We start from the raw sequence: 23,627 nt of genomic DNA, 5'->3' as shown, positions 1-23,627 counted from the left end.
CGCCGTCCGGGAGACCGCCGGGAAGCTGGCGGGTCAGAATTTCATCACATAGGCCGCCTGCACGACCAGCGGGTCGATCTCGACCGTGCCGACCTTGGCGCCGTTCAGATAGACGTCGCTGTCGATGTCGATCCAGCGCAGCGTGCCGCGGATCGCCGACTTGTCGTTCACCCAGTAGTCCGCCCCGGCCTGCAGCGCGACGCCGAAGCTGTGCTTGAGGTCGAGGTCGGCCCCGGCCAGCGGGCCGCTGGTCTTCTCGCCCCAGAAGCTGGTCCAGTTCAGACCGGCACCGATGTAGGGCTTGAACGGGGTGTTCGTCTCGAAGTGGTAGTTGAGGCTCAGCGTCGGGGGCAGGTGCTTGACGGTGCCGACCTTGCCCACGCCGTCGAACTTGACCTCGTGCTCGAAGGGGGTCGCGGCCAGCAGCTCGACGCCGACGTTGTCACGCACGAAGTATTCCAGCGTCAGCGAGGGGCGCACGTCGTTGCCGACCTCGGTGTCATAGGTCCCCGCGAGCCGGCCGTTGTCGCCCTTGGGCTGCACGCTGGCCGCGCCGATGCCGACCGTCCATTCGCCCGCCGACTGCGCCAGCGCCGGCCCGGCCAGCAGCGCGGCCGCCAGGGCCACGGGGATCAAGGTTGCGCGAGGGGTGGTCATCGTCGTTCTCCGTCGTTCAGTGAAGTGGCGTTCGGTAGGGTGGCGGGCCGGGCGTCGCCCGTGCCTGATGCTGCGGACGTGAACGATTCCGCGGCCTTGCTGCATGATCTGGATCAATCCGGGGCCGCGAACCCGGCCCCTGCGACAGTGCGCCGCGCCCTTGGCAGGTGCGCGGTCCCGCCCCCGCCCTTGCCCCCGCCCTTGCCCGTCCGTTTGCCTTCCGAGGAGTCCGCCGCATGAAACTCAAGACCTCAGCCCTGCCGTCGTCGGAGGCGTTCCGCGCCAACCGCGCCGCCCATCTCGAGATGCTGGCCACGATCCGGGCCGCGGCCGAGGCGGCGGCCGGTGGGGGCGGGGCCGAGGCGCTCGCCCGCCACACCAGCCGCGGCAAGATGCCCCCGCGCGAGCGGGTGGCGAACCTGCTCGACCCCGGCTCGCCGTTCCTCGAGATCGGGGCGACGGCGGCGCACGGGATGTATGACGGGGCCGCGCCCGGCGCGGGCGTGATCGCCGGGGTGGGGCGGGTCCACGGGCAGGACGTGATGGTGGTCGCCAACGACGCCACGGTGAAGGGCGGCACCTACTACCCGATGACGGTCAAGAAGCACCTGCGCGCGCAGGAGATCGCGGGCGAGTGCCGGTTGCCCTGCATCTACCTCGTCGATTCGGGCGGGGCGAACCTGCCGAACCAGGACGAGGTGTTCCCCGACCGCGAGCATTTCGGGCGCATCTTCTACAATCAGGCCAATCTCTCGGCCAAGGGGATCGCGCAGATCGCCGTGGTCATGGGCTCGTCGACCGCAGGCGGCGCTTATGTGCCGGCGATGTGCGACGTGTCGATCATCGTGCGGAACCAGGGGACGATCTTCCTCGCCGGGCCGCCGCTGGTGAAGGCCGCGACGGGCGAGGTCGTCAGCGCAGAAGACCTCGGCGGCGGCGACGTGCACACGCGGCTGTCGGGCGTCGCGGATTACCTCGCCGAGGACGACACCCATGCGCTGGCGCTGGCGCGGCGCGCGGTCAGCCACCTCAACCGCCGCCTGCCCGAGACGGTGGTGTGGCAGGCACCCGAGCCGCCCGCCTACGACCCCGACGAGATCCTGGGCGTAGTGCCCGCCGACCTGCGCACCCCCTATGACATCCGCGAGGTCATCGCCCGGGTGGTCGACGGCTCGCGCTTCGACGAGTTCAAGCCGCGCTTCGGCGAGACGCTGGTGACGGGCTTCGCCCATCTCGAGGGCTGCCCGGTGGGGATCGTCGCCAACAACGGGGTGCTGTTCTCCGAGGCCGCGATCAAGGGCGCGCATTTCATCGAACTCTGCTCGCAGCGCGGCATCCCGCTGGTCTTCCTGCAGAACATCACCGGCTTCATGGTCGGGCGGAAATACGAGAACGAGGGGATCGCCCGGCACGGCGCCAAGATGGTGACGGCGGTGGCGACGACCGCGGTGCCCAAGATCACCATGCTGGTCGGCGGCAGCTTCGGGGCCGGCAACTACGGCATGGCGGGCCGCGCCTATTCGCCGCGGTTCCTGTGGACCTGGCCCAACAGCCGCATCTCGGTCATGGGCGGCGAGCAGGCGGCGGGCGTGCTCGCCACCGTCCGGCGCGAGGGGATCGAGCGCAAGGGCGGGACCTGGTCGGCCGAGGACGAGGCCGAGTTCAAGCGCCCGACGATCGAGATGTTCGACCGCCAGTCGCACCCGCTCTATGCCTCGGCCCGGCTCTGGGACGACGGGGTTGTGGACCCCCGCAAGACCCGCGACGTGCTGGCGTTGTCGCTCAGGGCGTCGCTCAATGCGCCGATCGAACCCACGCGCTTCGGCGTCTTCAGGATGTGAGGGATCATGTTCAAGGGCAAGATAGCCGGGGCCTACCCGGTCGTTCACAGGGGCGCCGCGCGTGCCGGTCTCGCGGTCGCGGACGCCGAGGGCACGGCCCGTCCCGGCCAGCGCTTCCACGCCGGCGGGGCCGAGTACGAGGTCGAGGCGATGATCGAGCATCGCCCCGAGGCGCCGGATTTTCCGCTGCCCGCGGGGCGGGTGGTCACGCTGATCGTGACGCCCGACGCGCGGCTGTTCGACGACCCCGCCGGGCTGACCGGCACGACGCTCAGCCTCGGGTCGCCGACGTGAGGCGCGCCGGCCGCGTCTCGATCCACATTCTCCGGGGGCCGGGGCGGCGCCCCGGGTCCTGCGCCGTCACGAGAGGAACGCCATGTTCAGCAAGATCCTGATCGCCAACCGCGGCGAGATCGCCTGCCGCGTCATGGACAGCTGCCGCCGGATGGGGGTGGCGACCGTGGCCGTCTATTCCGACGCCGACCGCGGCGCGCGCCACGTGGCGCTGGCCGACGAGGCGGTTCACATCGGCGGCCCGGCGCCCAAGGACAGCTACCTGCGCGGCGACGCGATCATCGAGGCGGCGCTGGCGACCGGCGCCGAGGCGATCCACCCGGGCTATGGCTTCCTGTCCGAGAACCCCGAGTTCGTGGACGCGGTCGAGGCGGCGGGGCTGGTCTTCATCGGCCCCTCGGCCAGGGCGATCCGCGCCATGGGCCTCAAGGACGCCGCCAAGGCGCTGATGGAGGAGGCGGGCGTCCCGGTCGTCCCCGGCTATCACGGCGAGAACCAGGACGCCGCACATCTGGCCGCCGAGGCGGACCGGATCGGCTATCCGGTGCTGATCAAGGCCGTGGCGGGCGGCGGCGGCAAGGGGATGCGCCGGGTCGACGCGCCCCAGGGCTTCGCCGAGGCGCTTTCCAGCGCCCAGGGCGAGGCGCAGACGGCCTTCGGCAACCCCGCCGTGCTGATCGAGAAATACGTCACTGCCCCCCGCCATATCGAGGTGCAGGTGTTCGGCGACGGCCAGCGGGCCGTGCATCTGTTCGAGCGCGACTGCTCGCTGCAGCGCCGCCACCAGAAGGTGATCGAGGAAGCCCCGGCCCCCGGCATGACGCCCGAGGTCCGCGCCGCGATGGGCGCCGCCGCGGTGCGCGCGGCCGAGGCCATCGGCTACGCCGGCGCCGGCACCATCGAGTTCATCGTCGACGGCAGCCACGGCCTGCGCCCGGACGGGTTCTGGTTCATGGAGATGAACACCCGGCTGCAGGTCGAGCACCCGGTGACAGAGGCGATCACCGGCATCGACCTCGTGGAGTGGCAGTTGCGCGTGGCGAGCGGCGAGCCGCTGCCCGCCCGCCAGCAGGACCTGACGATCCGGGGCCACGCCTTCGAGGCGCGGCTTTACGCCGAGGACGTGCCGGCGGGGTTCCTGCCCGCCACCGGGCGGCTCGCGCATCTGCGCTTCGCGGACGGCGCGCGCAACGAGACCGGGGTGCGGCAGGGGGATGCGATCTCGCCCTGGTATGACCCGATGATCGCCAAGATCGTGACCCACGGGCCGACGCGCGCCATCGCGCTGCGGGCGCTGGAGCAGGCGCTGGTCGATACCGAGGTGGCGGGGACGGTGACGAACCTCGATTTCCTGATCGCGCTGACCCGCCACGAGGGGTTCCGCGCCGGCGAGGTCGACACCGGGCTGATCGCCCGCGATCTCGACGCGCTGCTGGACCAGGCCGAGCCCTCGCCCGAGACCCGCGCGCTCGCCGCGCTCGGCGTCGCCGGGCTGCACGACCCGGCGGTGCGCGGTGGCGTGACGCTCTGGGCCCCCTTGCGCCGCACGGTGACGTGGGACGGGGGCGAGGGCGTCGTCGAGGTGCTGGGCCCCGGCGCGGCGCGGGTGACGCTGGACGGTGCGGTGCATGAGGTCGCGCACGAGGGCGGGCGCTGGTGGGTGAACGGCGCGCCGCGTCGCTCTCGCATCGTGACCCACCCGGCGGGGGTCAGCGTCTTCGGCGGGCGCTCGCTGACGCTGGTGCCGCAGGACCCGCTCGACCGGCAGGCCGAGGCGGCGGGGGGCGGGCTGACGCTCTCTCCCATGCCGGGGCTGGTCAAGGCGGTGTTCGTCGCGACCGGGCAGGCGGTGGCGGCGGGCGACCGGCTCGCCATCCTCGAGGCGATGAAGATGGAGCACACGCTGACCGCCGCCCGCGACGGGGTGGTGGCCGAGGTGCTGGCGGCGGCGGGCGACCAGGTCGAGGCCGGCGCGCCGCTGATCCGGCTGGCGGACGAGGAGGCCGCGGCATGAGCCGCCGCCGCGCGCGTGGCCGCGCCGGACCGGGGCGCTGCCCCGGACCCCGGGATATTTGGGCAAGAAAGAAGGGGGCGCGATGATCCATCTGCATCATGCGCGGGGGTCGCGCAGCTTCCGGGTGCTGTGGCTGCTCGAGGAGCTGGGGCTCGACTACGGGCTGACCGAGTATGACTTTGCCGACGGCAGCCTGCGGGCGCCCGAGCATCTGGCGCGCTCGCCCGCGGGCAAGGTGCCGGCGCTCGAGATCGACGGGGCGGCGCTGTTTGAATCGGGCGCCATCGTCCAGCTTCTCACCGAGCAGGCCGGGCGGCTGGCGCCGAAGCCCGGCGAGGCCGAGCGGGCCGATTTCCTGCAATGGCTGCATTTCGCCGAGACCCAGGCGATCTGCCTGCAGAACCTCAACATCCAGCACAACTTCATCCGCCCGGCCGAGGCGCGCTCGATCCCCACGATCAAGCTGGAAACCCGGCGGCTGGCGGTCACCGCCCGCGCGCTCGAGGCGCGGCTGACCGGGCGGGCGCATCTGCTCGATTCGGGGTTCTCGGCCGCCGACTGCATGTTCGGCTTCAACGTCCGATCGCTGGGGTATTTTCTGCCACCGGCCGACTATCCCGCCGTCTTCGGCTGGTGGGACCGGATGCGTGAGCGCCCGGCCTGCGCCCGCGCGCTCGACCGCGAGGGGGGCGAGATGTTCGACCGTGACTTCTACGAGATTCCCAATGGCTGAGATCGAGATCTTCGAGATGGGCCCGCGCGACGGGCTGCAGAATGAAAAGCGGCTGATCCCCGCCGCCGACAAGATCGCGCTGGTGGATCTGCTGAGCGGGGCGGGCTTCCGGCGGATCGAGGTGACGAGCTTCGTCAGCCCGAAATGGGTGCCGCAGATGGCCGATGCGGCCGAGGTGCTGGCCGGCACCACCCGCGCGCCGGGCGTGCGCTATGCGGCGCTGACCCCGAACCTCAAGGGCTACCAGGGGGCGCGGGCGGCGCGGGCCGACGAGGTCGCGGTGTTCGCCTCGGCCTCGGAGGGGTTCTCGAAGGCCAACCTCAACGCCACGATCGACGAGAGCCTCGCCCGCTTCGCCCCGGTGATGGAGGCCGCGCGGGCCGACGGCATCCCGGTGCGCGGCTATGTCTCGGTCGTCACCGACTGCCCCTTCGACGGCCCGACCCCGCCGGCCAACGTGGCGCGTGTGGCGGCAAGGCTGTTCGAGATGGGCTGCTATGAGATCAGCCTGGGCGACACCATCGGCCAGGGCCGCCCCGAGACCATCGACGCGATGCTGGGGGCGGTGCTGGACGCAGTGCCGGCCGGACAGCTCGCCGGGCATTACCACGACACCGCCGGCCGGGCGCTCGCCAACATCGACGCGAGCATCGCCCGCGGCGTGCGGGTGTTCGACGCCGCCGTGGGGGGCCTCGGCGGCTGCCCCTACGCCCCCGGCGCCGCCGGCAACGTGGCGACCGAGGCAGTGGCCACGCATCTCGCCGCCGCCGGCCACGAGACCGGCCTCGACCCCGCGGTGCTGGCCCGCGCCGCCGCCTTCGCCCGCAGCTTGCGTTCAGGAGCCCCCGCATGACCCATGAGACGATCCGCATCGAGACCGACGCCCGCGGCGTGGCGACCCTGTGGCTGGCGCGCGCCGACAAGCACAACGCGCTGTCGGCGCAAATGATCGACGAGCTGACGGCCGCGGCGGGCGAGCTGGGCGCGGACCCCGCGGTGCGGGCGGTGATCCTCGCGGCCGAGGGCAAGAGCTTCTGCGCCGGTGGCGATCTGGGCTGGATGCAGGCGCAGATGACCGCCGATGCCGCCACGCGCCGGGCGGGGGCCGCGGCACTCGCGGGGATGCTGAATGCGCTCAACGAACTGCCGAAGCCGCTGATCGGGCGGGTGCAGGGCAACGCCTTCGGCGGCGGCGTGGGGATGATGGCGGTCTGCGACGTGGCCGTGGGCGCGCGCGGCGCGAACTTCGGGCTGACCGAGACGAAGCTGGGGCTGATCCCCGCCACCATCGGGCCCTATGTGCTGGCGCGGATGGGCGAGGACCGGGCGCGCCGCGTCTTCACGTCGGCGCGGCTCTTCGATGCGGCCGAGGCGGAACGGCTGAACCTGCTCTCCTACGTCGTGGACGCCGAGGATCTCGACGCCGCAATCGAGGACGAGGTGGTGCCCTATCTCTCGACCGCGCCCAAGGCGGTGGCGGCGGCCAAGCGGCTGGCCCGCAGGCTGGGGCCGCGGATCGACGCCGAGGTGATCGCCGACAGCATCGACGCGCTGGTGGCGGTGTGGGAGGATGACGAGGCCCCCGAGGGGATCGCCGCCTTCTTCGCCAAGCGCAAGCCGCGCTGGCAGGCGTAGCCCTCAGCGCCGGTCGCCCAGATCGGCGAGGATCGCCCGGCGCGAGCCCGAGGCGAACTCGCGCCGGAGCGTCAGTGCGGTGACGAGCGCCGTCCCCGTCATCAGCGCCCAGGGACCGGCCATCCAGCACATCGCGCCGAGCGCGAAATAGACCGCCCGCAGGCCGATGTTGAAGTTGCGGGCGGCGTGGATGTTGACCTCGGCCGCGGCGCGGGCGCGGGTCTCGGCCTCGGCAGCGCGGGGGTCGTTCGGGACCGCCGCCATCATGATCGCGCAATAGCCGAACAGCCGGTGCGACCAGACGAACTTGAGGAAGGCGTTGGCGAGGAAGCCGAGCACCAGCAGGATCTTGACCTTCCACACGAGGGACGGGACCTCGGTCGCCTCGAGATCGCGGGCGATGCCGGCCAGCGGGTCGGTGTTGCCGATCAGCGCGAGGCCCCCGCCGATCGCGATCATGCAGGCCGAGGCGTAGAACGAGGTGCCCTCGCGCAGGCTCGACAGGATGTTGCCGTCGAAGATCCGCGGCTCGCGGTGGACGAACTGCACCATCCAGTCGCGGCGGTAGCGGCGCATCAGCATCGAGACCGACGGCCGGGACGCGGGCGGCTTTTCGATCAGCCGCCCGGTGCCGAACCACGCGACGAGCAAGAGCGCCAGCGCGACGAGGTCGGTGGCGGTCAGCGACAGGGGCAGGTGCAGGGTCAGCGGCATGGGCATCGGCCCGACGATAGGCCGGGCCGCGCCCCGTTGCCAGCACCCGCTGCGGCGGCTATCCCCTCGGGCGAACCGGACGACCAGGAAAGGACGAGGACATGGCCGCACCGCACGCGATTCACGAAGAGTTCCCGAACGACGCCGAGCGCATCCACGCGCTGAAGGTCTCGGACGCGCATTTCGCGCGGCTGCTCGACGAATACGACTCGGTCAACGACGAGGTCGCGGGCGCGGAATCCCGCCAGACCCCGATGTCGGACGAGGCCGAGCAGGCGCTGCGCAAGAAGCGCGCGCATCTGAAGGACGAGATCGCCCGGATGCTGTCGGCCGCGCAGGCCGGCTGAGACGCGCCGGGGCTTGTGACGTCCCATTGACACGCGGCACGGCCGCGCCCGACGGGGCGCGGCCTTTCGCCATGCGGGAAACGCGGGGCGGCGGATTTGCGTGTCGCCCGCCGCCTCGGCTCTGCTAGTCTGGCCCCGACCCGCCGAGGGCGAGAAAGGCCGATCCGATGCAGATGCCCGTCCCCGACCCCGCGATCCTGTCCCGCCGCGCCGCCATCGTCGCGCGGCTGCGCGCCGTCATCGGGGGGGGCGACGTGATCGACGACCCGGTCGAGGCGCGCGCCTACGAATGCGACGCGCTCTCGGCCTATCGTTGCCCGCCGCTGGCCGTGGCGCTGCCGACCACCACCGCGGAGGTCGCCGCCATCCTGCAGGTCTGCCACGCCGAGCGCGTGCCGGTCGTCCCGCGCGGCGCGGGGACCAGCCTCGCGGGCGGGTCGATGCCCACGGCGGATGCGGTGGTCCTTGGCCTCGCCCGGATGAACGCGGTGCTCGAGGTGGATTACGCCGACCGGCAGATCCGGGTGCAGGCGGGGCGGACGAACCTCTCGATCTCGGGGGCGGTGGACGAGGCCGGGTTCTTCTACGCCCCCGACCCGTCGAGCCAGCTCGCCTGCGCCATCGGCGGCAACATCGGCATGAACTCGGGCGGGGCGCATTGCCTGAAATACGGGGTGACGACCAACAACCTGCTGGGCGTCACGATGGTGCTGATGGACGGCACGGTGGTCGAGCTCGGCGGCCCGATGGGCGAGGCGCCGGGACTGGACCTGCTGGGCGTCGTCTGCGGGGCCGAGGGGCAGCTGGGCGTCGTGACCGAGGCGACGCTGCGCATCCTGCCCAAGCCCGCGGGCGCGCGGCCGGTGCTGATCGGGTTTGACTCGAGCGAGACGGCCGGCGCCTGCGTGGCGGCGATAATCCGTGCCGGCGTCCTGCCGGTCGCCATCGAGTTCATGGACCGCCCCTGCATCACCGCCACGGAAAACTTCGCCGCCCCCGGCTATCCCGACTGCGAGGCGCTGCTGATCGTCGAGGTCGAGGGCACGCCCCCCGAGATCGACGAGCAGCTCTCCCTGATCCGCGCCATCGCCGACGACTTCGCCCCGGTCGAGTTCCGCGAAAGCCGCTCTGACGAGGAATCGCGCCGCATCTGGCTGGGCCGCAAGTCGGCCTTTGGCGCGATGGGGCAGATGGGCGACTACATGTGCCTCGACGGGACGATCCCGGTCAGCGCGCTGCCGCAGGTGCTGCGGCGCATCGCCGAGATGTCCGACGCCGCCGGCCTGCCGGTCGCCAACGTCTTCCACGCGGGCGACGGCAACATGCACCCGCTGATCATCTTCGACGCCAACCGGCCCGGCGATCTGGAACGGGTCGAGGCGCTGGGGGCCGACATCCTGCGCCTCTGCGTCGAGGTCGGCGGCTGCCTGACCGGCGAGCACGGGGTGGGGGTCGAGAAGCGCGACCTGATGACGGCGCAGTTCACCGACGCCGATCTCGAGGCGCAGATGCGGGTCAAGGACGTCTTCGACCCGCACTGGCTGCTGAACGCGGCCAAGGTGTTTCCGCTGCACGTCTCGGCCAGCCGCCGCGAGGGGCTGCGCAATGTCGCCTGACGTGCTGCGGCCGGAGTCCGAGGCCGAGCTGGCGGCGATGATCCGGGGGGCGACCGGACCTCTGTCCATCCGCGGCGGCAACACTCGCCAACGCGGCTTCCCGAGCCGGCCGGTGATCGAGACCACGGGACTGACCGGCATCACCCTTTATGAGCCCGCGGCCCTGACCTTGGTGGCCCGTGCCGGGACGCCCCTGGCCGAGATCGAGGCCCTTTTGGCGACCGAGGGACAGATGCTGGCGTTCGAGCCGCCCAGTCGTCGCCACGCGCGCACGGGCGGCGCCATTCTGGAGCTGCGCGACGAGGATGATCGCACCGGCTTGGCCGAGCCAAGCGATCACGGAACCATCGGCGGCGTGATCGCCGCGAATGCCTCTGGCTCGCGCCGGGTGCAGGTCGGCGCGGCGCGGGACGCGCTGATCGGCGTGCGCTTTGTCGATGGCACCGGCGAGATCGTCGCCAATGGCGGGCGGGTGATGAAGAATGTTACCGGCTATGACCTCGTGAAGCTGATGGCCGGCAGCCGTGGACGGCTGGGCGTCATCACCGAGGTCTCGCTGAAAACCGCGCCGATCCCGCGCGCTTCGATGACCCTGCGCCTTCAAGTGCCGGCATGGCGGGCGGTCGAAGCCCTGACCCTTGCGCTCGGTGGCCCGTTCGACGTCAGCGGAGCGGGCTGGCTTCCCGATCTTGGCGCACTCCTTCGCCTCGAAGGGTTGCCGGCGTCGGTCAGGCTGCGGGCTGAGGCTTTGACGGACGCGCTTCGCATGTCCCCCGACATGGAACCGCCAGAGCCGATGGCACCCGAGGACGCACGGGCGGCATGGCTGCGGCTTGGCACAGTCGCGGCCGGTTGGGGGCTGGAGGCCGAGGGCGTCATAAAGGGCACGGTCTGGCGCACCGTTTGCCGCCCATCGCAGACGGCCTCGCTGCTGGCACAAGGCGTGGATCGACAGGGCATTTCCCCGCTGATGATGGACTGGGGGGGCGGCCTGATCCTAACTTTGGGCGGTTTCAAGGCAGAGCCGCTGCTGCCCCCCGGCGCCCATGCCCGGCGGTTGACGGGCAGGCCCCTGACCTTGCCTGACCCCGATCCGGTCACGGCACGGCTCGAGGCTGGACTTCGGGAAAAGTTCGACCCGCGCGGCCTCTTCACGGGGGCCTTCTGATGCAGACGAACTTCACCGCCGAGCAGCTCGCCGACCCCGAGATCGCCACCGCCAACCGCATCCTGCGGACCTGCGTGCACTGCGGCTTCTGCACCGCGACCTGCCCGACCTATCAGCTTCTGGGCGACGAGCTCGACAGCCCGCGCGGCCGCATCTACCTGATCAAGGACATGCTCGAATCCGGCCGCCCGGCGGATGCCAGAACGGCGCTGCACGTCGATCGCTGCCTGTCGTGCCTCGCCTGCATGACGACCTGCCCCTCGGGCGTCGACTACATGCACCTGATCGACCACGCCCGGGTGCACGTCGAGCGGACTTATCGGCGGCCTTGGCACGACCGGGCGCTCAGGGCGCTGCTCGCGGCGGTGATCCCGCATCCGGGCCGGTTCCGGCTGGCGCTGCTCGGCGCGAAGATCGCCCGGCCCATCGCCCGGCTGATGCCCGACCGGCGGCTGCGCGCGATGCTGGCGATGGCGCCGGCGCGGATCGCTGGGCCGTCGCGCGACGATCTCGGCGCGACCTACCCCGCGCAGGGGGCGCGGCGGGCGCGGGTGGCGCTGCTGACCGGCTGCGCGCAAAAGGCGCTCGACCCCGCGATCAACGCGGCGACGATCCGGCTGCTCACCCGCGCCGGGTGCGAGGTGGTCGTCCCCCGAAACCTCGGCTGCTGCGGCGCGCTGACCCATCACATGGGGAAAGAGGGGACGGCCATGGCGCAGGCCCGCGCAGCGATCGGGGCGTTTCTGGCCGCGGACGCCGAGGCGCCGCTGGACGCGATCATCGTCAACGCCTCGGGCTGCGGGACGACGGTGAAGGACTACGGCCACATGTTCGCGCGCGATCCCGACCGGGCGGGGGCCGAGCGGGTGGCCTCGCTCGCCCGCGACGTGACCGAGTTCCTTGCCAGCCACGGCCTGCCCCCCGTGACCCGGCCCGGGGGCGGGGACGCGCCGCTGAGGGTCGCCTATCACGCCGCCTGCTCGCTGCAGCACGGGCAACGGATCGTCGCCGCCCCCAAGGATCTGCTGGCCGAGGCGGGGTTCAGCGTCGTCACCCCGGCCGACAGCCACCTCTGCTGCGGCTCGGCGGGCACCTACAACCTGCTGCAGCCCGAGCTTTCGGTCCGGCTGCGCGACCGCAAGGTGCGCACCATCGAGGCGCTCGGGCCGCAGGTGGTGGCGGCGGGCAACATCGGCTGCCTGATGCAGATCGGCTCGGGCACCGCCCTGCCGGTGGTCCACACCGTCGAGCTGCTCGACTGGGCGACGGGCGGGCCGCGCCCCGACGCGCTCGAGGCGGGACGATGAGCGCGCCGCCCGTGCTCGGCACGCTCGAGACGGCGCTCTATGCCGACGATCTCGACGCGGCCGAGGCGTTCTGGACCGGAGTGATGGGGCTTTCGGTCATCACCAAGGTCGCGGGGCGGCACCTCTTCCTGCGCACCGCGTCCGAGCCGCGCCCGCAGGTGCTGCTGATCTTCAACCCCGCGGCGACCGAAGAGCCGCCCGCGCCCGGCGCACGGCTGCCCGTCCCGCCGCACGGGGCGCGCGGGCCGGGGCACGCGTGCCTCGCGGTCGCACCGGACCGGCTGGACGGCTGGCGGGCGCACCTGGAAGCCTGCGGCATCGGCATCGAGGCGGATTTCGAGTGGCCGAACGGCGGGCGGTCGATCTATTTCCGCGACCCGGCGGGCAACTCGATCGAGCTCGCCGATCCGGCGATCTGGGCCGAGGGCTGAGCGCCGCGCCCGCGTGCGGCGCACCGGGGACGAGGTCTTGAAACCCCGCCCGACGCAACCACATCAACCCTGTCGGGCGGCCCAGCGTGGCGTCCGGCGACTGCGCCCGCCCGGTTTCGGGGGGCATCACAACATCATCGCTGCAAAGGATGGATCATGCGTAACATGGACCTGACCCCGCTCTACCGCGCTTCGGTGGGCTTTGACCGCATCGCCGACCTGATGGACCGCGCCCTGACCTCCGAGGTCGCCGCGCCCACCTATCCCCCCTACAACATCGAGAAGACCGGCGAGAACGCCTATCGCATCTCGATCGCCGTGGCCGGCTTCGCCGCCGATGACCTGTCGGTGGAAATGCGCGACGGCGCGGTGATCGTCTCGGCCCGCAAGGCCGCCGAGGACGAGGCCCGCACCTACCTGCACCGCGGCATCGCCACCCGCGCGTTCGAGCGCAAGTTCGCGCTGGCCGATCACGTCCGCGTCGAGGGCGCGAGCCACGTGGACGGGATGCTGCACATCGACCTCGTGCGCGAGATCCCCGAGGCGCTCAAGCCGCGCCGCATCGCCATCTCGCGCAGCGCGCCCTCGACCATCGAGGCGGGCGAGACGGTCGAGGCCGAGACCCGCAAGCTCGACGCCTGATCACGGCCGAGCGACGGATGGAGGGGCGCGAGCGGAGGACTCGCGCCCCTTTTTCGCCTGTGCACGGCGGCGACCGGAGGGAGCCCCGGCGAAAGCGGATTGTTATATTGTAACTGTCAGCCTGACAAGCCGGGTCGGCCCGGCAACTCCACCCGCCGTCCGACCTGCGGCGGCAGGGGCAGGGGGCCGTGTGCCGCCACCGCCTGCGCCAGCCGCGCGGCGACCGGCGCGGACCACGGCGTGACCCGCCGCACCCGCAGATCGACGTGCAGCACGATGTTCTCGCTGATCGCCGCGACCCAGCCTTCGGCGGCGTCGCGCATCGTCTGGACATAGTGCAGGCGCTTGGCGTCATGGGCGATGAGCCTCGTCTCGACGATGACGCGGCTGCCGGGCGCGACCTCGCGCAGATAATGGACCTGCGCCTGCGCGGTGAACACCGACTGCCCCTTCTCGGCCGCTACCGCCGGTCCCAGCCCCAGCCAGTCGAGCACCACGTCGATCGCGTTGTCGAAGAGCACGTGGTAGTAGGCCATGTTCAGATGGCCGTTGTAATCCGCCCACTCGGCCAGCACGTCGCGGGGGCCTGAGCTGAACGGCGCGGGCACCGCGCCCGGCGCGCTCACAGCCGCCGCCGGGCGCGCAGCGCCGCGCCGATGGTGCCGTCGTCGAGATAGTCGAGCTCGCCGCCGACCGGCACCCCCTGGGCGAGCGTCGTCACCGTCACGCCCGAGGGCGCGAGCGCGTCGGCGACATAATGCGCCGTGGTCTGCCCCTCGACCGTGGCGTTGAGCGCGAGGATCACCTCGGTCACCCCCTCGTCAGTCACGCGGGCGACGAGGCGGGGGATGCCCAGTTCGTCCGGGCCGATCTCGTCCAGCGCCGACAGCGTGCCGCCGAGGACGTGATAGCGGCCGCGGAACTGCCGCCCGCGTTCGAGCGCCCAGAGGTCGGCCACGTCCTCGACCACGCAGAGCGCCCCGTTGGCCCTGGCCGGGTCGGCGCAGATCGGGCACAGCTCGGCCTCGCAGATGTTGCCGCAGCGGGCGCACTCGCGCGAGCGGGCGGCGACCTCGGCCATCTGCGCGGCAAGCTGCGCCATCTGCCCGGTCCGGCGCCGGATCAGCGCCAGCACGATGCGCCGCGCCGACCGGGGGCCGAGCCCCGGCAGCCGCGCGATCTGCGCGATCAGCGTCTGGATGGCGTCGCTGCCCTCGGTCATCGCGGCCTGCTGCCGGATCAGACCGGCAGCTTCATCCCCGGCGGCAGGCCCATCTCCTGCGCGAGCCGCTGGGCCTCGGACTGGGCGCGCTCGGTCGCGCGGGCCTGCACGTCCTTGATCGCGGCGAGGATCAAATCCTCGACCACCTGCTTTTCCGAGGGCACGAAGATCGACGGGTCGATCTCGAGCCCGGTCAGATCGCCCTTGGCGGTGGCGGTCACGCGCACCAGACCGGCGCCGGCCTCACCGGTGACGGTGATCGCCTCGAGCGATTTCTGGAACTCTTCGACCTTGCCCTGCATGTCGCGGGCGGCGCTCATCATCTTGGCCATGTCGCCGAGGCCGCCGAGGCCCCCCATGCCGCCAAACGGGTTCTTCATGCGCTTACTCCTCGTCCTCGAAGGGGTCCCATTCCTCGGCCGCGGCCAGCCCGCCCTCGGCGGTGGCGTGCGGGTCGGCGGGCGGCGTCTCGCCCTCGCCCTCGGGCCCCGCGGGGGCGGGGGGCGGGGTCTCGTCGCGGATCTCGGCAAAGCGCGCGCCGGGGGCGGCGGCGAAGATCGCGGCGATCACCGGGTTCTGCATCGCCTCGGCCTCGGCCTTCGCGCGCGCCTCGGCCTTGCGCTCGGAGAGCGTCGGCCCGCCGCCCTGCGCGGTGACCGAGACGCCCCAGCGCGCCCCGCCGGTCCAGCCGCGCAGCCGCTCGGCGAGCCGCTGGGCGAGGTCGCGGGGCGCCTCGGGCGTCGGCTCGAACTCGATCCGGCCGGGGGTATAGCGGACGAGGCGGACGTGATCCTCGACCTGTGTCAGCAGCAGCCCGTCCTTCATCCGGCGGATCAGATCGACCACCGACTGGAAGTCGGGATAGGCGGCGACCGCGTCGGCGGCGCGCTGCGGCTCGGGCGCGGCGGCAATCGCCGCGCCGCCCGCGACGCGGCGCAGCGCGGGGGCAGGGGCCGCCACCGCCTGCGGCGCGTGGGCCGCGCCCTGCGGGGCGCCGCCGCCTGCACCGGCCGCGGGGCCGCGGGCGAACTCGCCCGCCGCCTGGCCCGCCTGCACCCGGCGGATCAGCGCCTCGGGGTCGGGCAGGTCGGCGACATGGGTCAGGCGGATGATCGCCATCTCGGCGGCCATCATCGCGTTCGGCGCCGCCGCGACCTCCTCGAGCGCCTTGAGCAGCATCTGCCACAGCCGCGTCAGCGCCCGCATCGGGACGCGGCTCGCCATGTCGGCGCCGCGGGCGCGCTCATCCGGGCCCACGGTCGGGTCCTCGGCGGCGGCGGGGGTGATCTTCACCACGCTGACCCAATGGGTGATCTCGGCCAGATCGCGCAGCACGGCGAGCGGATCGGCGCCCTCGGCATATTGCGCCTGCAACTCGGCCAGCGCCTCGGCCGCCGCCCCGCGCAGGATCATGTCGAAGAGGTCGAGCACCCGGCCACGATCGGCGAGGCCCAGCATCGCGCGGACCTCGGCGGCCGTCGTCTCGCCCGCGCCGTGGCTGATCGCCTGGTCCAAAAGCGAGGTCGCGTCCCGCGCCGAGCCCTCGGCCGCGCGCGTGATCAGCGCCAGCGCGTCGTCGGTGATCGCCGCGCCCTCGGCCCCCGCGATGCGGCGCAGGAGGGCCAGCATCACCTCGGGCTCGATCCGGCGCAGGTCGAAGCGCTGGCAGCGGCTGAGCACGGTGACCGGCACCTTGCGGATCTCGGTGGTGGCGAAGATGAACTTGACGTGCGGCGGGGGCTCCTCGAGCGTCTTGAGCAGCGCGTTGAAGGCCGAGGTGCTGAGCATATGCACCTCGTCGATGATGTAGATCTTGTAGCGCGCGGCGCCGGGCGCGTAGTGCACGCTCTCGATGATCTCGCGGATGTCGCCCACGCCGGTGCGCGAGGCCGCGTCCATCTCCAGCACGTCGACGTGGCGGCCCTCGGCGATGGCCACGCAATGCTCGCACACCCCGCAGGGCTGCGTGGTCGGGCCGCCGGTGCCGTCCGGGCCGATACAGTTCATCCCCTTGGCGATGATCCGCGCGGTGGTGGTCTTTCCGGTGCCGCGGATGCCGGTCATGATGAAGGCCTGCGCGATGCGGTCGGCCTCGAAGGCATTCTTCAGCGTGCGGACCATGGCGTCCTGCCCGACCAGATCGGCAAAGGTCTCGGGCCGGTATTTCCGGGCGAGCACCCGATAGGCGGGCGTGTCGGTCATGGGTTCCCTCGTCAGACCGGGGGAATGTAGGGGGACGGCCCGCCGAGGGCAACGGCAGAGGGGACGGGGTGAGGGGATGAGGGGATGATCGGGGATCGGGCAGGGCTGGCGTTCGCCGGCGGCGGGCTGGACCGCGCGGCCGAGGCGCGGGGCGACGCGGACTGGCAGGCGGGGGCGGCGATGGTCCCGGTATGGCGCGGCAAGGTCTGTCTCGATGCCGACGGCGGGCTGGTGCGGCTGCCCGTCGGGCACCCGGCGCTGGCCGACACGGGCGAGGCGGGGCCGGTGCTGCTCGGCCGCGACGGGGCGGGACAGGCGGTCGCCGCCTGCGACATCAGCGCCTGGGCGCCGCCGAACCTGCCCGAGACCGAGCTGTTCTTCGACCCCTCCGAGCAGGTCCACCCGGCGATCCCCGGCGCCGGGTTCGTCGAGCTGCGCGGCGCGATGATGCGGCTGTCGCCGCTCGACGCGGAACTCGCCGCCACCGCCCGGGCGCTGACCGGCTGGCACGCCACCCACCGCTTCTGCCCCGCCTGCGGGCACGAGACGCAGGCCGCGCAATCGGGCTGGCAGCGCCGCTGCCCGGGCTGCGGGCGCACCCATTTCCCGCGCACCGACCCGGTCGTCATCATGCTCGTCACCCGCGGCGACCGGGTGCTGCTGGGCCGCTCGCCCGGCTGGCCCGAGGGGATGTATTCCTGCCTCGCCGGCTTCATCGAGCCGGGCGAGACGCTCGAGGCTGCCGTCCGCCGCGAGGTCGCCGAAGAGACCGGCATCCGCGTCGGCGCGGTGCGCTATGCCGGCAGCCAGCCGTGGCCGTTCCCGGCCTCGCTGATGATCGGGCTGGTGGCCGAGGCCGAGAGCGAGGCGATCACCCTCGACCCGGTCGAGCTCGAGGATGCGCTGTGGCTGTCGCGCGCCGATCTGGCGGCGGTGATGGCGGGGACGCACCCGGTGCTGCGGGCGCCGCGCCGGGGGGCGATCGCGGGGTGGCTGATGCGGGGGTGGCTGGGCGAGGCGGCGGCGCTTTGACAGGCGGGCGGGCAGGGCGGTAGCCTGAGGGCAGAGCAGTGAGGCCCCGATGGCCGTCCTGACCCCCTCGCGCGACCGGCGCGCCGCGGTCCCCTGGACCCGGCGAGGGATCGCCGTGCTGCTGGCGATCGGCGGGGCCGGGGCACTCGCGCCGCGCCTGCTGGCCGAGGGGCTGGCGCTCTCGACCGGCCCGGCGCGCGTGGCGCCCATCCAGCCCGACCCGACCGAGGTGCCGCTGCCACTGACCCGCTGGGGCAGCCCGCCCGCCCCGGCGGGGGCGCGCCCGTGGCCCGGCCTCGACCTGCGCGGGCGCTTTGCGGGCGACCGCGTGACGGTAACGCTGCCCGCGGGCGAGGGGGTGTTCCGCCTGACCCTCGGCACGGTGACAGCCACGCTCGACGCGACCGCGCCGGGGCGCTGGCAGATCGACGGGCTGGGGCCGGGGCCGCACGACCTGCGGCTCGTGTCGCTGGGCGAGTCCGGGCTGGCGCCGGAGGCGCTGCCCCGGTTCGCCGTGCCCCCGGGGGCGGCGCTGGTGGCCCCGGCGCCGGGGCGCTGGATCGAGGTGATCGGCGATTCGGACAGCACCGGCTTCGGCGCCCGCCACGAGGGCCGGGACTGCGACCCGGCCGAGCTGCGGGCGGCGACCGACAGCACCCTCGCTTGGCCTGCGCGGGTCGCGGCGGCGCTGGGAGCAGGGCTGCGGCTCAGGGCGCAGTCGGGGATCGGCCTGGTGCGCAACTACGCCAACGATCCGGCGCCCACGATGCCGGCCCGGTTCGCCGCGGACACCGCCCCGCCGGGGGACGAGGCGGCGGCGGCGATCCTGATCGCGCTCGGGTCGAACGACTTCAGCGACGACGCCCCACAGCCCGGCGAGCGCTGGCCGGACCGCGCGGCGCTCGCTTCGGATTTCGCGGCGGCGATGGAGCGGCTGCTGGCCGATTTGCGCGCGGCCCAGCCGGGGGCGCGGATCGTGCTGGTGGCTTGGCCGAACTACGGCCGCCCGCTGCGTCGCGCGCTGGTCCGGGCGCGCGAGGCGCGGTTGGCGGCGGGCGAGACGGCGCTCGACCTCATCGACCTGCCGCGGATGAGCCTCGGGGCCTGCCTGTGGCACCCGACCGAGGCCGAACACGCCGCGGCGGCCGCCGCGGTGCTGGACCATCTGGCGGCCGTCGGGATCAGATGACGACCTCGCCCGGCACCGGATGGCTGATGAAGCCGGTGGGGCTCGCCGTCAGCCCGTAGGCGCCGCTCATGTGGATGGCGATCAGCCCGCCCGGCTCGAGCGGCGGCAGCATCACCCCCGACGCGAGCCGGTCGAGCGAGGTGCAGAGCGGCCCGAACACATCCTGCGGCTCGGCCTGCCCCTCGGCCAGCGGCGCGCTCATCCGGTAGTTCCGGTGCAGCACCATGCCGAACCGCCCCGCCGCGGCGAGGTGGTTGTTCAGCCCCGCGTCGCAGATCAGGATGCGGTGGCCGCGCGAATGCTTGACGGCGATCACGCGGGTCAGCAGCCAGCCGGCCGGCCCGACGAGATAGCGCCCGAGTTCCAGCGCCACCGCCGCCCCCGCGAGCTGCGGCACGCCGCGCATCCGGTCGAGGTCGGCGGACGCCTCCGCCCCCAGCGCGGGCAGGTCGAGGGGCGCGTCCGTCTCGTGATAGGGGATGCCCATCCCGGCCCCGAACACCAGCCGCGCGGGGATGAGGCCGGTTGCGGCGCAAAGCTGGGCGGAGAGGTCGTGGAAGATGCGGTAGTTGGCGGCGATGGCAGGGGCCGACAGGCACTGGGTGCCCGAGTAAAAATGCAGCCCCGTCAGCCGCAGCCCGGGCAGGGTGGCGATCTCGCGCAGGGCGGGGACGGCGTCCTCGGCGTCGATGCCGAAGGGGACCGGGCGGCCCGCCATGGTGTCGCCGAACCCGCGCGGCACGGCTGGGGGCGTGATCCGCACCAGCACGTCCTGCACCCGGCCCGCGGCGCGTGCGATGGCGTCGGCGGCGCGGGCCTCGGCGGGATGCTCGATCACCAGCTCGCCGAGGCCGGCGCCGATGCTTTCGGACAGCTCGGGCGGCCGCTTGCCCGGTCCGGTGAAGCTGATCTCCCCCGGCTGCCAACCCGCGGCGACGGCGCGCCGGAACTCGCCCAGCGACGAGACGTCCAGCGTCTCGACGAGGCCGCGCAGACCCGACAGCACGCCCCCGTGGGGGTTGGCCTTGACCGCGTAGCTCAAGCTCACCCGCCCGCCGAACGCGGCCCGCAGCCGCGCCGCGCGGGTCGCGACCCGGCCGACGTCGTAGACGTAGAGCGGCGTTCCGTGCCGCTCAGCCAGCGCCGCGAGCGCGGCGGCGTCGGGGGCGGCGTCGCAGGCGGCCGGGTCAGCCGCCGACATAGGCCATGATCCGCCCGGCGCTGTCGAAATTCTCAAGCGTCACGTCGGCGGCGCCCACGCTCTGCCCGGTGCGGTCCTCGAGATAGCCGATGAGCTGGATCATCGTCACCGAGTCGAGCAACCCGGTCGAGAACAGCGGCGTGTCGGCGGCGATCCCGTCCTGCCCGGCCAGCCGGGACAGCTCGGCCAGCAGTTCGGGTTCGGTCAGCGGTTCGGATCGGGTCATGTCGGCTCCTTTGAAAAGCGGGCCGCAACGGCCTGGCGATCGATCTTGCCCGAGGAGATGCGCGGCATCTCCCCCTCCCACAGGTGCAAGGCCTGGGGCAGCATATAGCTGGGCGCGTGGCGGCGGAAATGGCTCTCGAGCGCGGCGCGGTCGAACCCCGGCCGCGGCACGAGCGCAAGGTGGACGGCCTGCCCCATCAGCGGGTTGTCGGTGCCGAAGGCCACGCATTCCATGACCTGGCCCGAGGCGTGGGCGACCTCCTCGACCTCTTCGGGGCTGAGGCGGAAGCCCATGACCTTCATCATCGCGTCGCGGCGGCCGACGAACCACAGGTCGCCGTCGGCGTCGATCCGCACGATGTCGCCCGAATGGACCACCTTCTCGTCGCCGATCAGCGGCGCGAGTTCGGGGCAGGGGCGGATCTTTTCGGCGGTGGCCTCGGGGCGGCGCCAGTAGCCCGCCGAGACGAGCGGGCCGCGGTGGACCAGCTCGCCCGTCTCGCCCGGGCCGGCCAACCCTTCGCCCGCGCGGACCACATAGACCTCGGCCGCCGGGATGGCGCGGCCGATGCTGCCGCGCTTGGCGGCGAAGCGCTCGGGGTCGAGGTGGGTCGAGCGGAAGGATTCGGTCAGCCCGTACATCAGGTGGATCGCCGCGCCGGGGAAAAGCCGTGGCAGCGCCTCGAGCACCGCGCCGGGGATCGCGCCGCCGGTGTTGGTGATGCGCCGGATCGAGGGCATCGGCGTCGGCGCGGCGGCGAGATGGGCGGCGAGCCGCGCCCAGAGCGGCGGCACGCAGGCGAGGCCCGTGGCGGCGTGGCGATTGACGCTGGCCACGATCTCGGCCGGCAGCGGCACCGGCTGGCAGATCAGCGTGCCGCCCACCAGCATCATCGTGGTGAGCTGGTTCAGCCCGTAGTCGAACGAGAACGGCAGCACCGACATCAGCCGGTCGTCGGGCCCGAGCCCGAGGTAGCGCGTCACGGCCCGCGCACCGGTCAGCACGTTGCGATGGGTCAGCATCACCCCCTTGGGCCGCCCGGTCGAGCCGGAGGTGTAGAGGATCATCGCAATGTCGCTGTCCAGCACCGGCACCGCCTCAGGGGCCGTCGTCGGGGGCAGGGGCGGGGCGCCGGGGCCCAGCGCCAGCACGGCCACCCCCTCCGCCTCGGGGCGCGCCGCGAGCGCGGCGGCGACGGGGGCCGAGGTGACGAGCGCGCGCGCCTCGGTGTCGTCGAGCACGTAGGCAAGCTGGTCGAGGCTCCATTGCGCGGCGATGTTGACCACCGCGGCGCCGAGGCGGGCGGCGCCGAACATCGCGGCGATCTCGTCGGCCGACTTGCGCAGGTGGACCACCACCCGGTCACCGCGACGGACCCCTGCGGCCGCAAGCCACGCCGCCACCTGCCCGGCCCGGTCGGCCAGCGCGCCGTAGCTGACCGGCTGGTCGGCGTCGATCAGCGCCACCCGGTCGGGGTGCAGCGCGGCATTGTCCCAGAGCAGGTGGTCGAGGCTGAGGGCGGCGGGCGTCATCCGTGCCCCGAGGTCAGGGGGCCCATGCGCGGCAGGATGCGCGCGGGCGAGCCGTTGGCGATGTGGTCGTCGGGCACGTCGGTGACGACCGCCGTGTTGGCGCCGATGCGGACCCGGTGGCCGATCCGCACCCCGCCCAGCACGCAGGAGTTCACGCCGATGAACACGTCGTCGCCGATCACCGGCGCGCCGGCGTGCATGTTCGTGCCGATGGTGACGTTGTGCATCAGCCCCACCCGGTCGCCCAGAACGCTCGCCGGATGGACCGAGATCGAGCCCTCGGCGTGGATGAGGTGCAGGTCGGCGCCCACCCGCGTCTCGGCCGGCAGATAGACCCGCGCCCAGTTCGAGACGAAGTAGTTGAGAAAGCCGTAAAGCTTCGACGCGACCCGCCGCGCCAGTCGCCCCTTGCGCGAGAGCGCCCACTGGCCGAGGCGGAACACCGCCATCGCCTGAAACGCCGGGTTGGAGAGCCGCGACCCGTGCCGGCGGTAGTCGCCGGCGACGAGTTGGCGCAGGGTTCGGGCGTCGGGGACGGGGCGATAGGCGGTCATGCGGCGGCCTCTGCGGCAAGATCGAAACTGGCCAGCAGCTCGTCGGGGTCGATGCGAAACGCCTCGGGCGGGCCGTCGCCGACCAGCAGCGCATAGTGCTGGTCGCGACGGTCGGTCATCAGCTTCATTCCCGCCACCACCCTGTCCGGCGGCTGGAGGGCGAGGAACGCGGTCCCCGGCCCCATCGCCACCAGCGCGTGCACCATCTGGCTGCCCTCGACCCCGACCGCCACCCGCGCCCCGGCGCAGGCGTCGATCAGCGTCGCGGCATCCTCGCGCTGCGGGTCGATGACGGTGATCCCTCGCCGCGCCGCCAGCATCTCGGCCAGCGCGAGCTCGCCCTCGAGCTCGCGGACATGGCCCGAACGGCCGCGCAGCAGGAAGACGCCGGGGTGCGGGGCGGGGTCGGCGCCGCGCAGCAGGCGCGCACGCTGCGCGCGCGCACGGGCGCGCTGCGAGGGGTTCGCGCCGAGGTCGTCGATCACCTCGAGCCGGCAGAAATGCGCCTCGGTCACCCGCGCGGGGTTAAGGCCCATCCGGCGCTCGTACTCCGCCACATGGCCCGCGGGGGAGCGGGTCGTGACATGGGGCAGGGCGCGGGTCTCGGCCAGCAGCGCGGTCACGCAGTCATCGGCGAGCCAGTTGCCGAAGTAGCTGTTGCCGACCCAGCTTTCCGCCAGCACCGCGCCGGAATGCTCGACCGGGCGGCGATAGGCCGGGCGGCGCCCCGCCATCCGGCGCAGCGGCCGGGCCGCCCCGGCGCAGTAGAGCGTGCCGTCCACCAGATCCACGTCCCTGAGGCGCAGGACGCGGGTGGGCGCCTCGTCGACGGCATAGCCGCCCCGCAGGTGGCGCAGGGCGCTGTCGCGGTCGGCGAACTCGGTGCGGCGGACGCGGTCGTAGATGCCGGGCAGGGCGAGGGCGGCGGGAACCTCGAACCGGCCGCCGGGCTCGGCCTCGTCGATCTCGGCCACGGCGGCGATGTCGGGGAGCGCGCGCCCCAGCCGCGACCGAAGGCGCTGGACGGCAGGCGCAAAGCTCAACATGGCCGTCCCCCTTTCTTGCGACAT

General features: G+C 73.0%; 25 protein-coding genes. 14 read left to right on the top strand and 11 right to left on the bottom strand.

Annotation, left to right across the window (positions count from 1 at the left end; translation table 11 throughout):
- Window positions 1-33 precede the first annotated feature (33 nt).
- Window positions 34-657 (bottom strand): OmpW/AlkL family protein, encoded by a 624-nt coding sequence (locus BLW17_RS12180; protein WP_036702674.1) that lies wholly within the window; start codon window positions 655-657, stop codon window positions 34-36.
- 236 nt (window positions 658-893) lie between these two features.
- Between BLW17_RS12180 and BLW17_RS12175 the strand changes: the two genes are divergently transcribed.
- The 6 genes from BLW17_RS12175 (at window position 894) to BLW17_RS12150 (ending at window position 7,174) form a co-directional block, all read left to right on the top strand.
- Window positions 894-2,498: a carboxyl transferase domain-containing protein gene (locus BLW17_RS12175; RefSeq protein WP_036734032.1), complete on the top strand. Its 1,605-nt coding sequence runs from the start codon at window positions 894-896 to the stop codon at window positions 2,496-2,498.
- A 6-nt stretch (window positions 2,499-2,504) separates the two neighbouring features.
- The gene (locus BLW17_RS12170) at window positions 2,505-2,792 is read left to right on the top strand and encodes a hypothetical protein (protein ID WP_036734033.1); all 288 of its coding nucleotides are present in this window, start codon (window positions 2,505-2,507) and stop codon (window positions 2,790-2,792) included.
- An 82-nt stretch (window positions 2,793-2,874) separates the two neighbouring features.
- Window positions 2,875-4,806: an acetyl-CoA carboxylase biotin carboxylase subunit gene (locus BLW17_RS12165; protein WP_036734036.1), complete on the top strand. Its 1,932-nt coding sequence runs from the start codon at window positions 2,875-2,877 to the stop codon at window positions 4,804-4,806.
- Window positions 4,807-4,888: 82 nt separating this feature from the next.
- Entirely contained in the window at window positions 4,889-5,539 is a 651-nt protein-coding gene (locus BLW17_RS12160) for a glutathione S-transferase family protein (protein WP_036734038.1), read from the top strand.
- Window positions 5,532-6,392 (top strand): hydroxymethylglutaryl-CoA lyase, encoded by an 861-nt coding sequence (locus BLW17_RS12155; protein ID WP_036734040.1) that lies wholly within the window; start codon window positions 5,532-5,534, stop codon window positions 6,390-6,392. The genes BLW17_RS12160 and BLW17_RS12155 overlap by 8 nt, the downstream gene beginning before the upstream one ends.
- On the top strand, window positions 6,389-7,174 hold the full coding sequence (locus BLW17_RS12150) for a crotonase/enoyl-CoA hydratase family protein (RefSeq protein WP_036734042.1): 786 nt from the start codon (window positions 6,389-6,391) through the stop codon (window positions 7,172-7,174). The genes BLW17_RS12155 and BLW17_RS12150 overlap by 4 nt, the downstream gene beginning before the upstream one ends.
- Window positions 7,175-7,177: 3 nt before the next feature.
- Here BLW17_RS12150 and BLW17_RS12145 read toward each other — a convergent pair whose 3' ends face one another.
- Complete coding sequence (locus BLW17_RS12145) at window positions 7,178-7,894, bottom strand: DUF599 domain-containing protein (RefSeq protein WP_231555325.1); 717 nt, start codon at window positions 7,892-7,894, stop codon at window positions 7,178-7,180.
- 95 nt (window positions 7,895-7,989) lie between these two features.
- Between BLW17_RS12145 and BLW17_RS12140 the strand changes: the two genes are divergently transcribed.
- The 6 genes from BLW17_RS12140 to BLW17_RS12115 all read left to right on the top strand — a co-directional run bounded on the left by BLW17_RS12140 (window position 7,990) and on the right by BLW17_RS12115 (window position 13,399).
- Window positions 7,990-8,235: an HP1242/YdcH family protein gene (locus BLW17_RS12140; RefSeq protein WP_036702688.1), complete on the top strand. Its 246-nt coding sequence runs from the start codon at window positions 7,990-7,992 to the stop codon at window positions 8,233-8,235.
- Window positions 8,236-8,402: 167 nt separating this feature from the next.
- Window positions 8,403-9,851, top strand: coding sequence for an FAD-linked oxidase C-terminal domain-containing protein (locus BLW17_RS12135; RefSeq protein ID WP_036734045.1), 1,449 nt, complete (start codon window positions 8,403-8,405; stop codon window positions 9,849-9,851).
- A gap of 4 nt (window positions 9,852-9,855) precedes the next feature.
- Window positions 9,856-11,019 (top strand): FAD-binding protein, encoded by a 1,164-nt coding sequence (locus tag BLW17_RS12130; protein WP_036734058.1) that lies wholly within the window; start codon window positions 9,856-9,858, stop codon window positions 11,017-11,019.
- Window positions 11,019-12,326, top strand: a complete 1,308-nt coding sequence (gene glcF / locus BLW17_RS12125; protein WP_036734047.1) for a glycolate oxidase subunit GlcF — start codon at window positions 11,019-11,021, stop codon at window positions 12,324-12,326. The genes BLW17_RS12130 and glcF overlap by 1 nt, the downstream gene beginning before the upstream one ends.
- Window positions 12,323-12,757, top strand: a complete 435-nt coding sequence (locus BLW17_RS12120) for a VOC family protein (protein WP_036734050.1) — start codon at window positions 12,323-12,325, stop codon at window positions 12,755-12,757. Before glcF ends, BLW17_RS12120 begins: the two co-directional genes overlap by 4 nt.
- A gap of 156 nt (window positions 12,758-12,913) precedes the next feature.
- The gene (locus BLW17_RS12115; protein ID WP_036710158.1) at window positions 12,914-13,399 is read left to right on the top strand and encodes an Hsp20 family protein; all 486 of its coding nucleotides are present in this window, start codon (window positions 12,914-12,916) and stop codon (window positions 13,397-13,399) included.
- Window positions 13,400-13,515: 116 nt separating this feature from the next.
- Here BLW17_RS12115 and BLW17_RS12110 read toward each other — a convergent pair whose 3' ends face one another.
- From BLW17_RS12110 to BLW17_RS12095, 4 genes are read right to left on the bottom strand one after another with little or no spacing between them, the layout of a single operon-like run.
- The gene (locus tag BLW17_RS12110) at window positions 13,516-14,025 is read right to left on the bottom strand and encodes a thioesterase family protein (RefSeq protein ID WP_036734052.1); all 510 of its coding nucleotides are present in this window, start codon (window positions 14,023-14,025) and stop codon (window positions 13,516-13,518) included.
- Window positions 14,022-14,621, bottom strand: a complete 600-nt coding sequence (recR, locus tag BLW17_RS12105) for a recombination mediator RecR (RefSeq protein ID WP_036734054.1) — start codon at window positions 14,619-14,621, stop codon at window positions 14,022-14,024. The genes BLW17_RS12110 and recR overlap by 4 nt, the downstream gene beginning before the upstream one ends.
- Before the next feature lie 17 nt (window positions 14,622-14,638).
- Window positions 14,639-15,001, bottom strand: coding sequence for a YbaB/EbfC family nucleoid-associated protein (locus BLW17_RS12100; RefSeq protein ID WP_231572790.1), 363 nt, complete (start codon window positions 14,999-15,001; stop codon window positions 14,639-14,641).
- Between the two features lie 4 nt (window positions 15,002-15,005).
- On the bottom strand, window positions 15,006-16,823 hold the full coding sequence (locus BLW17_RS12095; RefSeq protein WP_074826706.1) for a DNA polymerase III subunit gamma/tau: 1,818 nt from the start codon (window positions 16,821-16,823) through the stop codon (window positions 15,006-15,008).
- An 84-nt stretch (window positions 16,824-16,907) separates the two neighbouring features.
- Between BLW17_RS12095 and nudC the strand changes: the two genes are divergently transcribed.
- Together nudC and BLW17_RS12085 are read left to right on the top strand one after the other, a co-directional pair.
- On the top strand, window positions 16,908-17,855 hold the full coding sequence (gene nudC / locus BLW17_RS12090) for an NAD(+) diphosphatase (protein ID WP_074826703.1): 948 nt from the start codon (window positions 16,908-16,910) through the stop codon (window positions 17,853-17,855).
- Window positions 17,856-17,904: 49 nt separating this feature from the next.
- Window positions 17,905-19,044 carry a GDSL-type esterase/lipase family protein gene (locus BLW17_RS12085; protein ID WP_052176667.1) on the top strand — a complete coding sequence of 380 codons (1,140 nt, stop codon included), beginning with the start codon at window positions 17,905-17,907 and terminating at the stop codon, window positions 19,042-19,044.
- Here the strand turns inward: BLW17_RS12085 and BLW17_RS12080 are convergent.
- Genes BLW17_RS12080 through BLW17_RS12060 form a run of 5 tightly spaced genes read right to left on the bottom strand, consistent with a single transcriptional unit; the run spans window position 19,037 to window position 23,603 of the window.
- On the bottom strand, window positions 19,037-20,245 hold the full coding sequence (locus tag BLW17_RS12080; RefSeq protein WP_052176666.1) for a type III PLP-dependent enzyme domain-containing protein: 1,209 nt from the start codon (window positions 20,243-20,245) through the stop codon (window positions 19,037-19,039). The genes BLW17_RS12085 and BLW17_RS12080 overlap by 8 nt on opposite strands.
- Window positions 20,232-20,471 carry an acyl carrier protein gene (locus tag BLW17_RS12075; RefSeq protein ID WP_036736802.1) on the bottom strand — a complete coding sequence of 80 codons (240 nt, stop codon included), beginning with the start codon at window positions 20,469-20,471 and terminating at the stop codon, window positions 20,232-20,234. Before BLW17_RS12075 ends, BLW17_RS12080 begins: the two co-directional genes overlap by 14 nt.
- Window positions 20,468-22,003 (bottom strand): AMP-binding protein, encoded by a 1,536-nt coding sequence (locus tag BLW17_RS12070; protein ID WP_074826700.1) that lies wholly within the window; start codon window positions 22,001-22,003, stop codon window positions 20,468-20,470. The genes BLW17_RS12075 and BLW17_RS12070 overlap by 4 nt, the downstream gene beginning before the upstream one ends.
- A complete protein-coding gene (locus tag BLW17_RS12065; RefSeq protein ID WP_052176409.1) occupies window positions 22,000-22,557 on the bottom strand; it encodes a serine O-acetyltransferase in 558 nt (185 codons plus the stop codon). The genes BLW17_RS12070 and BLW17_RS12065 overlap by 4 nt, the downstream gene beginning before the upstream one ends.
- Window positions 22,554-23,603: a glycosyltransferase family 61 protein gene (locus tag BLW17_RS12060; RefSeq protein ID WP_052176410.1), complete on the bottom strand. Its 1,050-nt coding sequence runs from the start codon at window positions 23,601-23,603 to the stop codon at window positions 22,554-22,556. The genes BLW17_RS12065 and BLW17_RS12060 overlap by 4 nt, the downstream gene beginning before the upstream one ends.
- Window positions 23,604-23,627: the final 24 nt, after the last annotated feature.

Source organism: Paracoccus sanguinis (assembly GCF_900106665.1).
Taxonomy (GTDB): Bacteria; Pseudomonadota; Alphaproteobacteria; order Rhodobacterales; family Rhodobacteraceae; genus Paracoccus; species Paracoccus panacisoli.
This window is presented reverse-complemented; position numbering and strand designations above follow the sequence as displayed.

Coding starts and splice junctions, on each gene's coding strand:
- nudC (WP_074826703.1), top strand. CDS start 16,908: ATGATCGGGGATCGGGCAGGGCTGGCGTTCGCCGGCGGCGGGCTGGAC.
- BLW17_RS12135 (WP_036734045.1), top strand. CDS start 8,403: ATGCAGATGCCCGTCCCCGACCCCGCGATCCTGTCCCGCCGCGCCGCC.
- BLW17_RS12060 (WP_052176410.1), bottom strand. CDS start 23,603: ATGTTGAGCTTTGCGCCTGCCGTCCAGCGCCTTCGGTCGCGGCTGGGG.
- BLW17_RS12150 (WP_036734042.1), top strand. CDS start 6,389: ATGACCCATGAGACGATCCGCATCGAGACCGACGCCCGCGGCGTGGCG.
- BLW17_RS12080 (WP_052176666.1), bottom strand. CDS start 20,245: ATGTCGGCGGCTGACCCGGCCGCCTGCGACGCCGCCCCCGACGCCGCC.
- BLW17_RS12075 (WP_036736802.1), bottom strand. CDS start 20,471: ATGACCCGATCCGAACCGCTGACCGAACCCGAACTGCTGGCCGAGCTG.
- BLW17_RS12165 (WP_036734036.1), top strand. CDS start 2,875: ATGTTCAGCAAGATCCTGATCGCCAACCGCGGCGAGATCGCCTGCCGC.
- BLW17_RS12140 (WP_036702688.1), top strand. CDS start 7,990: ATGGCCGCACCGCACGCGATTCACGAAGAGTTCCCGAACGACGCCGAG.
- BLW17_RS12070 (WP_074826700.1), bottom strand. CDS start 22,003: ATGACGCCCGCCGCCCTCAGCCTCGACCACCTGCTCTGGGACAATGCC.
- BLW17_RS12170 (WP_036734033.1), top strand. CDS start 2,505: ATGTTCAAGGGCAAGATAGCCGGGGCCTACCCGGTCGTTCACAGGGGC.
- BLW17_RS12085 (WP_052176667.1), top strand. CDS start 17,905: ATGGCCGTCCTGACCCCCTCGCGCGACCGGCGCGCCGCGGTCCCCTGG.
- BLW17_RS12175 (WP_036734032.1), top strand. CDS start 894: ATGAAACTCAAGACCTCAGCCCTGCCGTCGTCGGAGGCGTTCCGCGCC.
- BLW17_RS12160 (WP_036734038.1), top strand. CDS start 4,889: ATGATCCATCTGCATCATGCGCGGGGGTCGCGCAGCTTCCGGGTGCTG.
- BLW17_RS12115 (WP_036710158.1), top strand. CDS start 12,914: ATGCGTAACATGGACCTGACCCCGCTCTACCGCGCTTCGGTGGGCTTT.
- BLW17_RS12120 (WP_036734050.1), top strand. CDS start 12,323: ATGAGCGCGCCGCCCGTGCTCGGCACGCTCGAGACGGCGCTCTATGCC.
- BLW17_RS12100 (WP_231572790.1), bottom strand. CDS start 15,001: ATGAAGAACCCGTTTGGCGGCATGGGGGGCCTCGGCGGCCTCGGCGAC.
- BLW17_RS12145 (WP_231555325.1), bottom strand. CDS start 7,894: ATGCCCATGCCGCTGACCCTGCACCTGCCCCTGTCGCTGACCGCCACC.
- BLW17_RS12180 (WP_036702674.1), bottom strand. CDS start 657: ATGACCACCCCTCGCGCAACCTTGATCCCCGTGGCCCTGGCGGCCGCG.
- glcF (WP_036734047.1), top strand. CDS start 11,019: ATGCAGACGAACTTCACCGCCGAGCAGCTCGCCGACCCCGAGATCGCC.
- BLW17_RS12065 (WP_052176409.1), bottom strand. CDS start 22,557: ATGACCGCCTATCGCCCCGTCCCCGACGCCCGAACCCTGCGCCAACTC.
- BLW17_RS12155 (WP_036734040.1), top strand. CDS start 5,532: ATGGCTGAGATCGAGATCTTCGAGATGGGCCCGCGCGACGGGCTGCAG.
- recR (WP_036734054.1), bottom strand. CDS start 14,621: ATGACCGAGGGCAGCGACGCCATCCAGACGCTGATCGCGCAGATCGCG.
- BLW17_RS12095 (WP_074826706.1), bottom strand. CDS start 16,823: ATGACCGACACGCCCGCCTATCGGGTGCTCGCCCGGAAATACCGGCCC.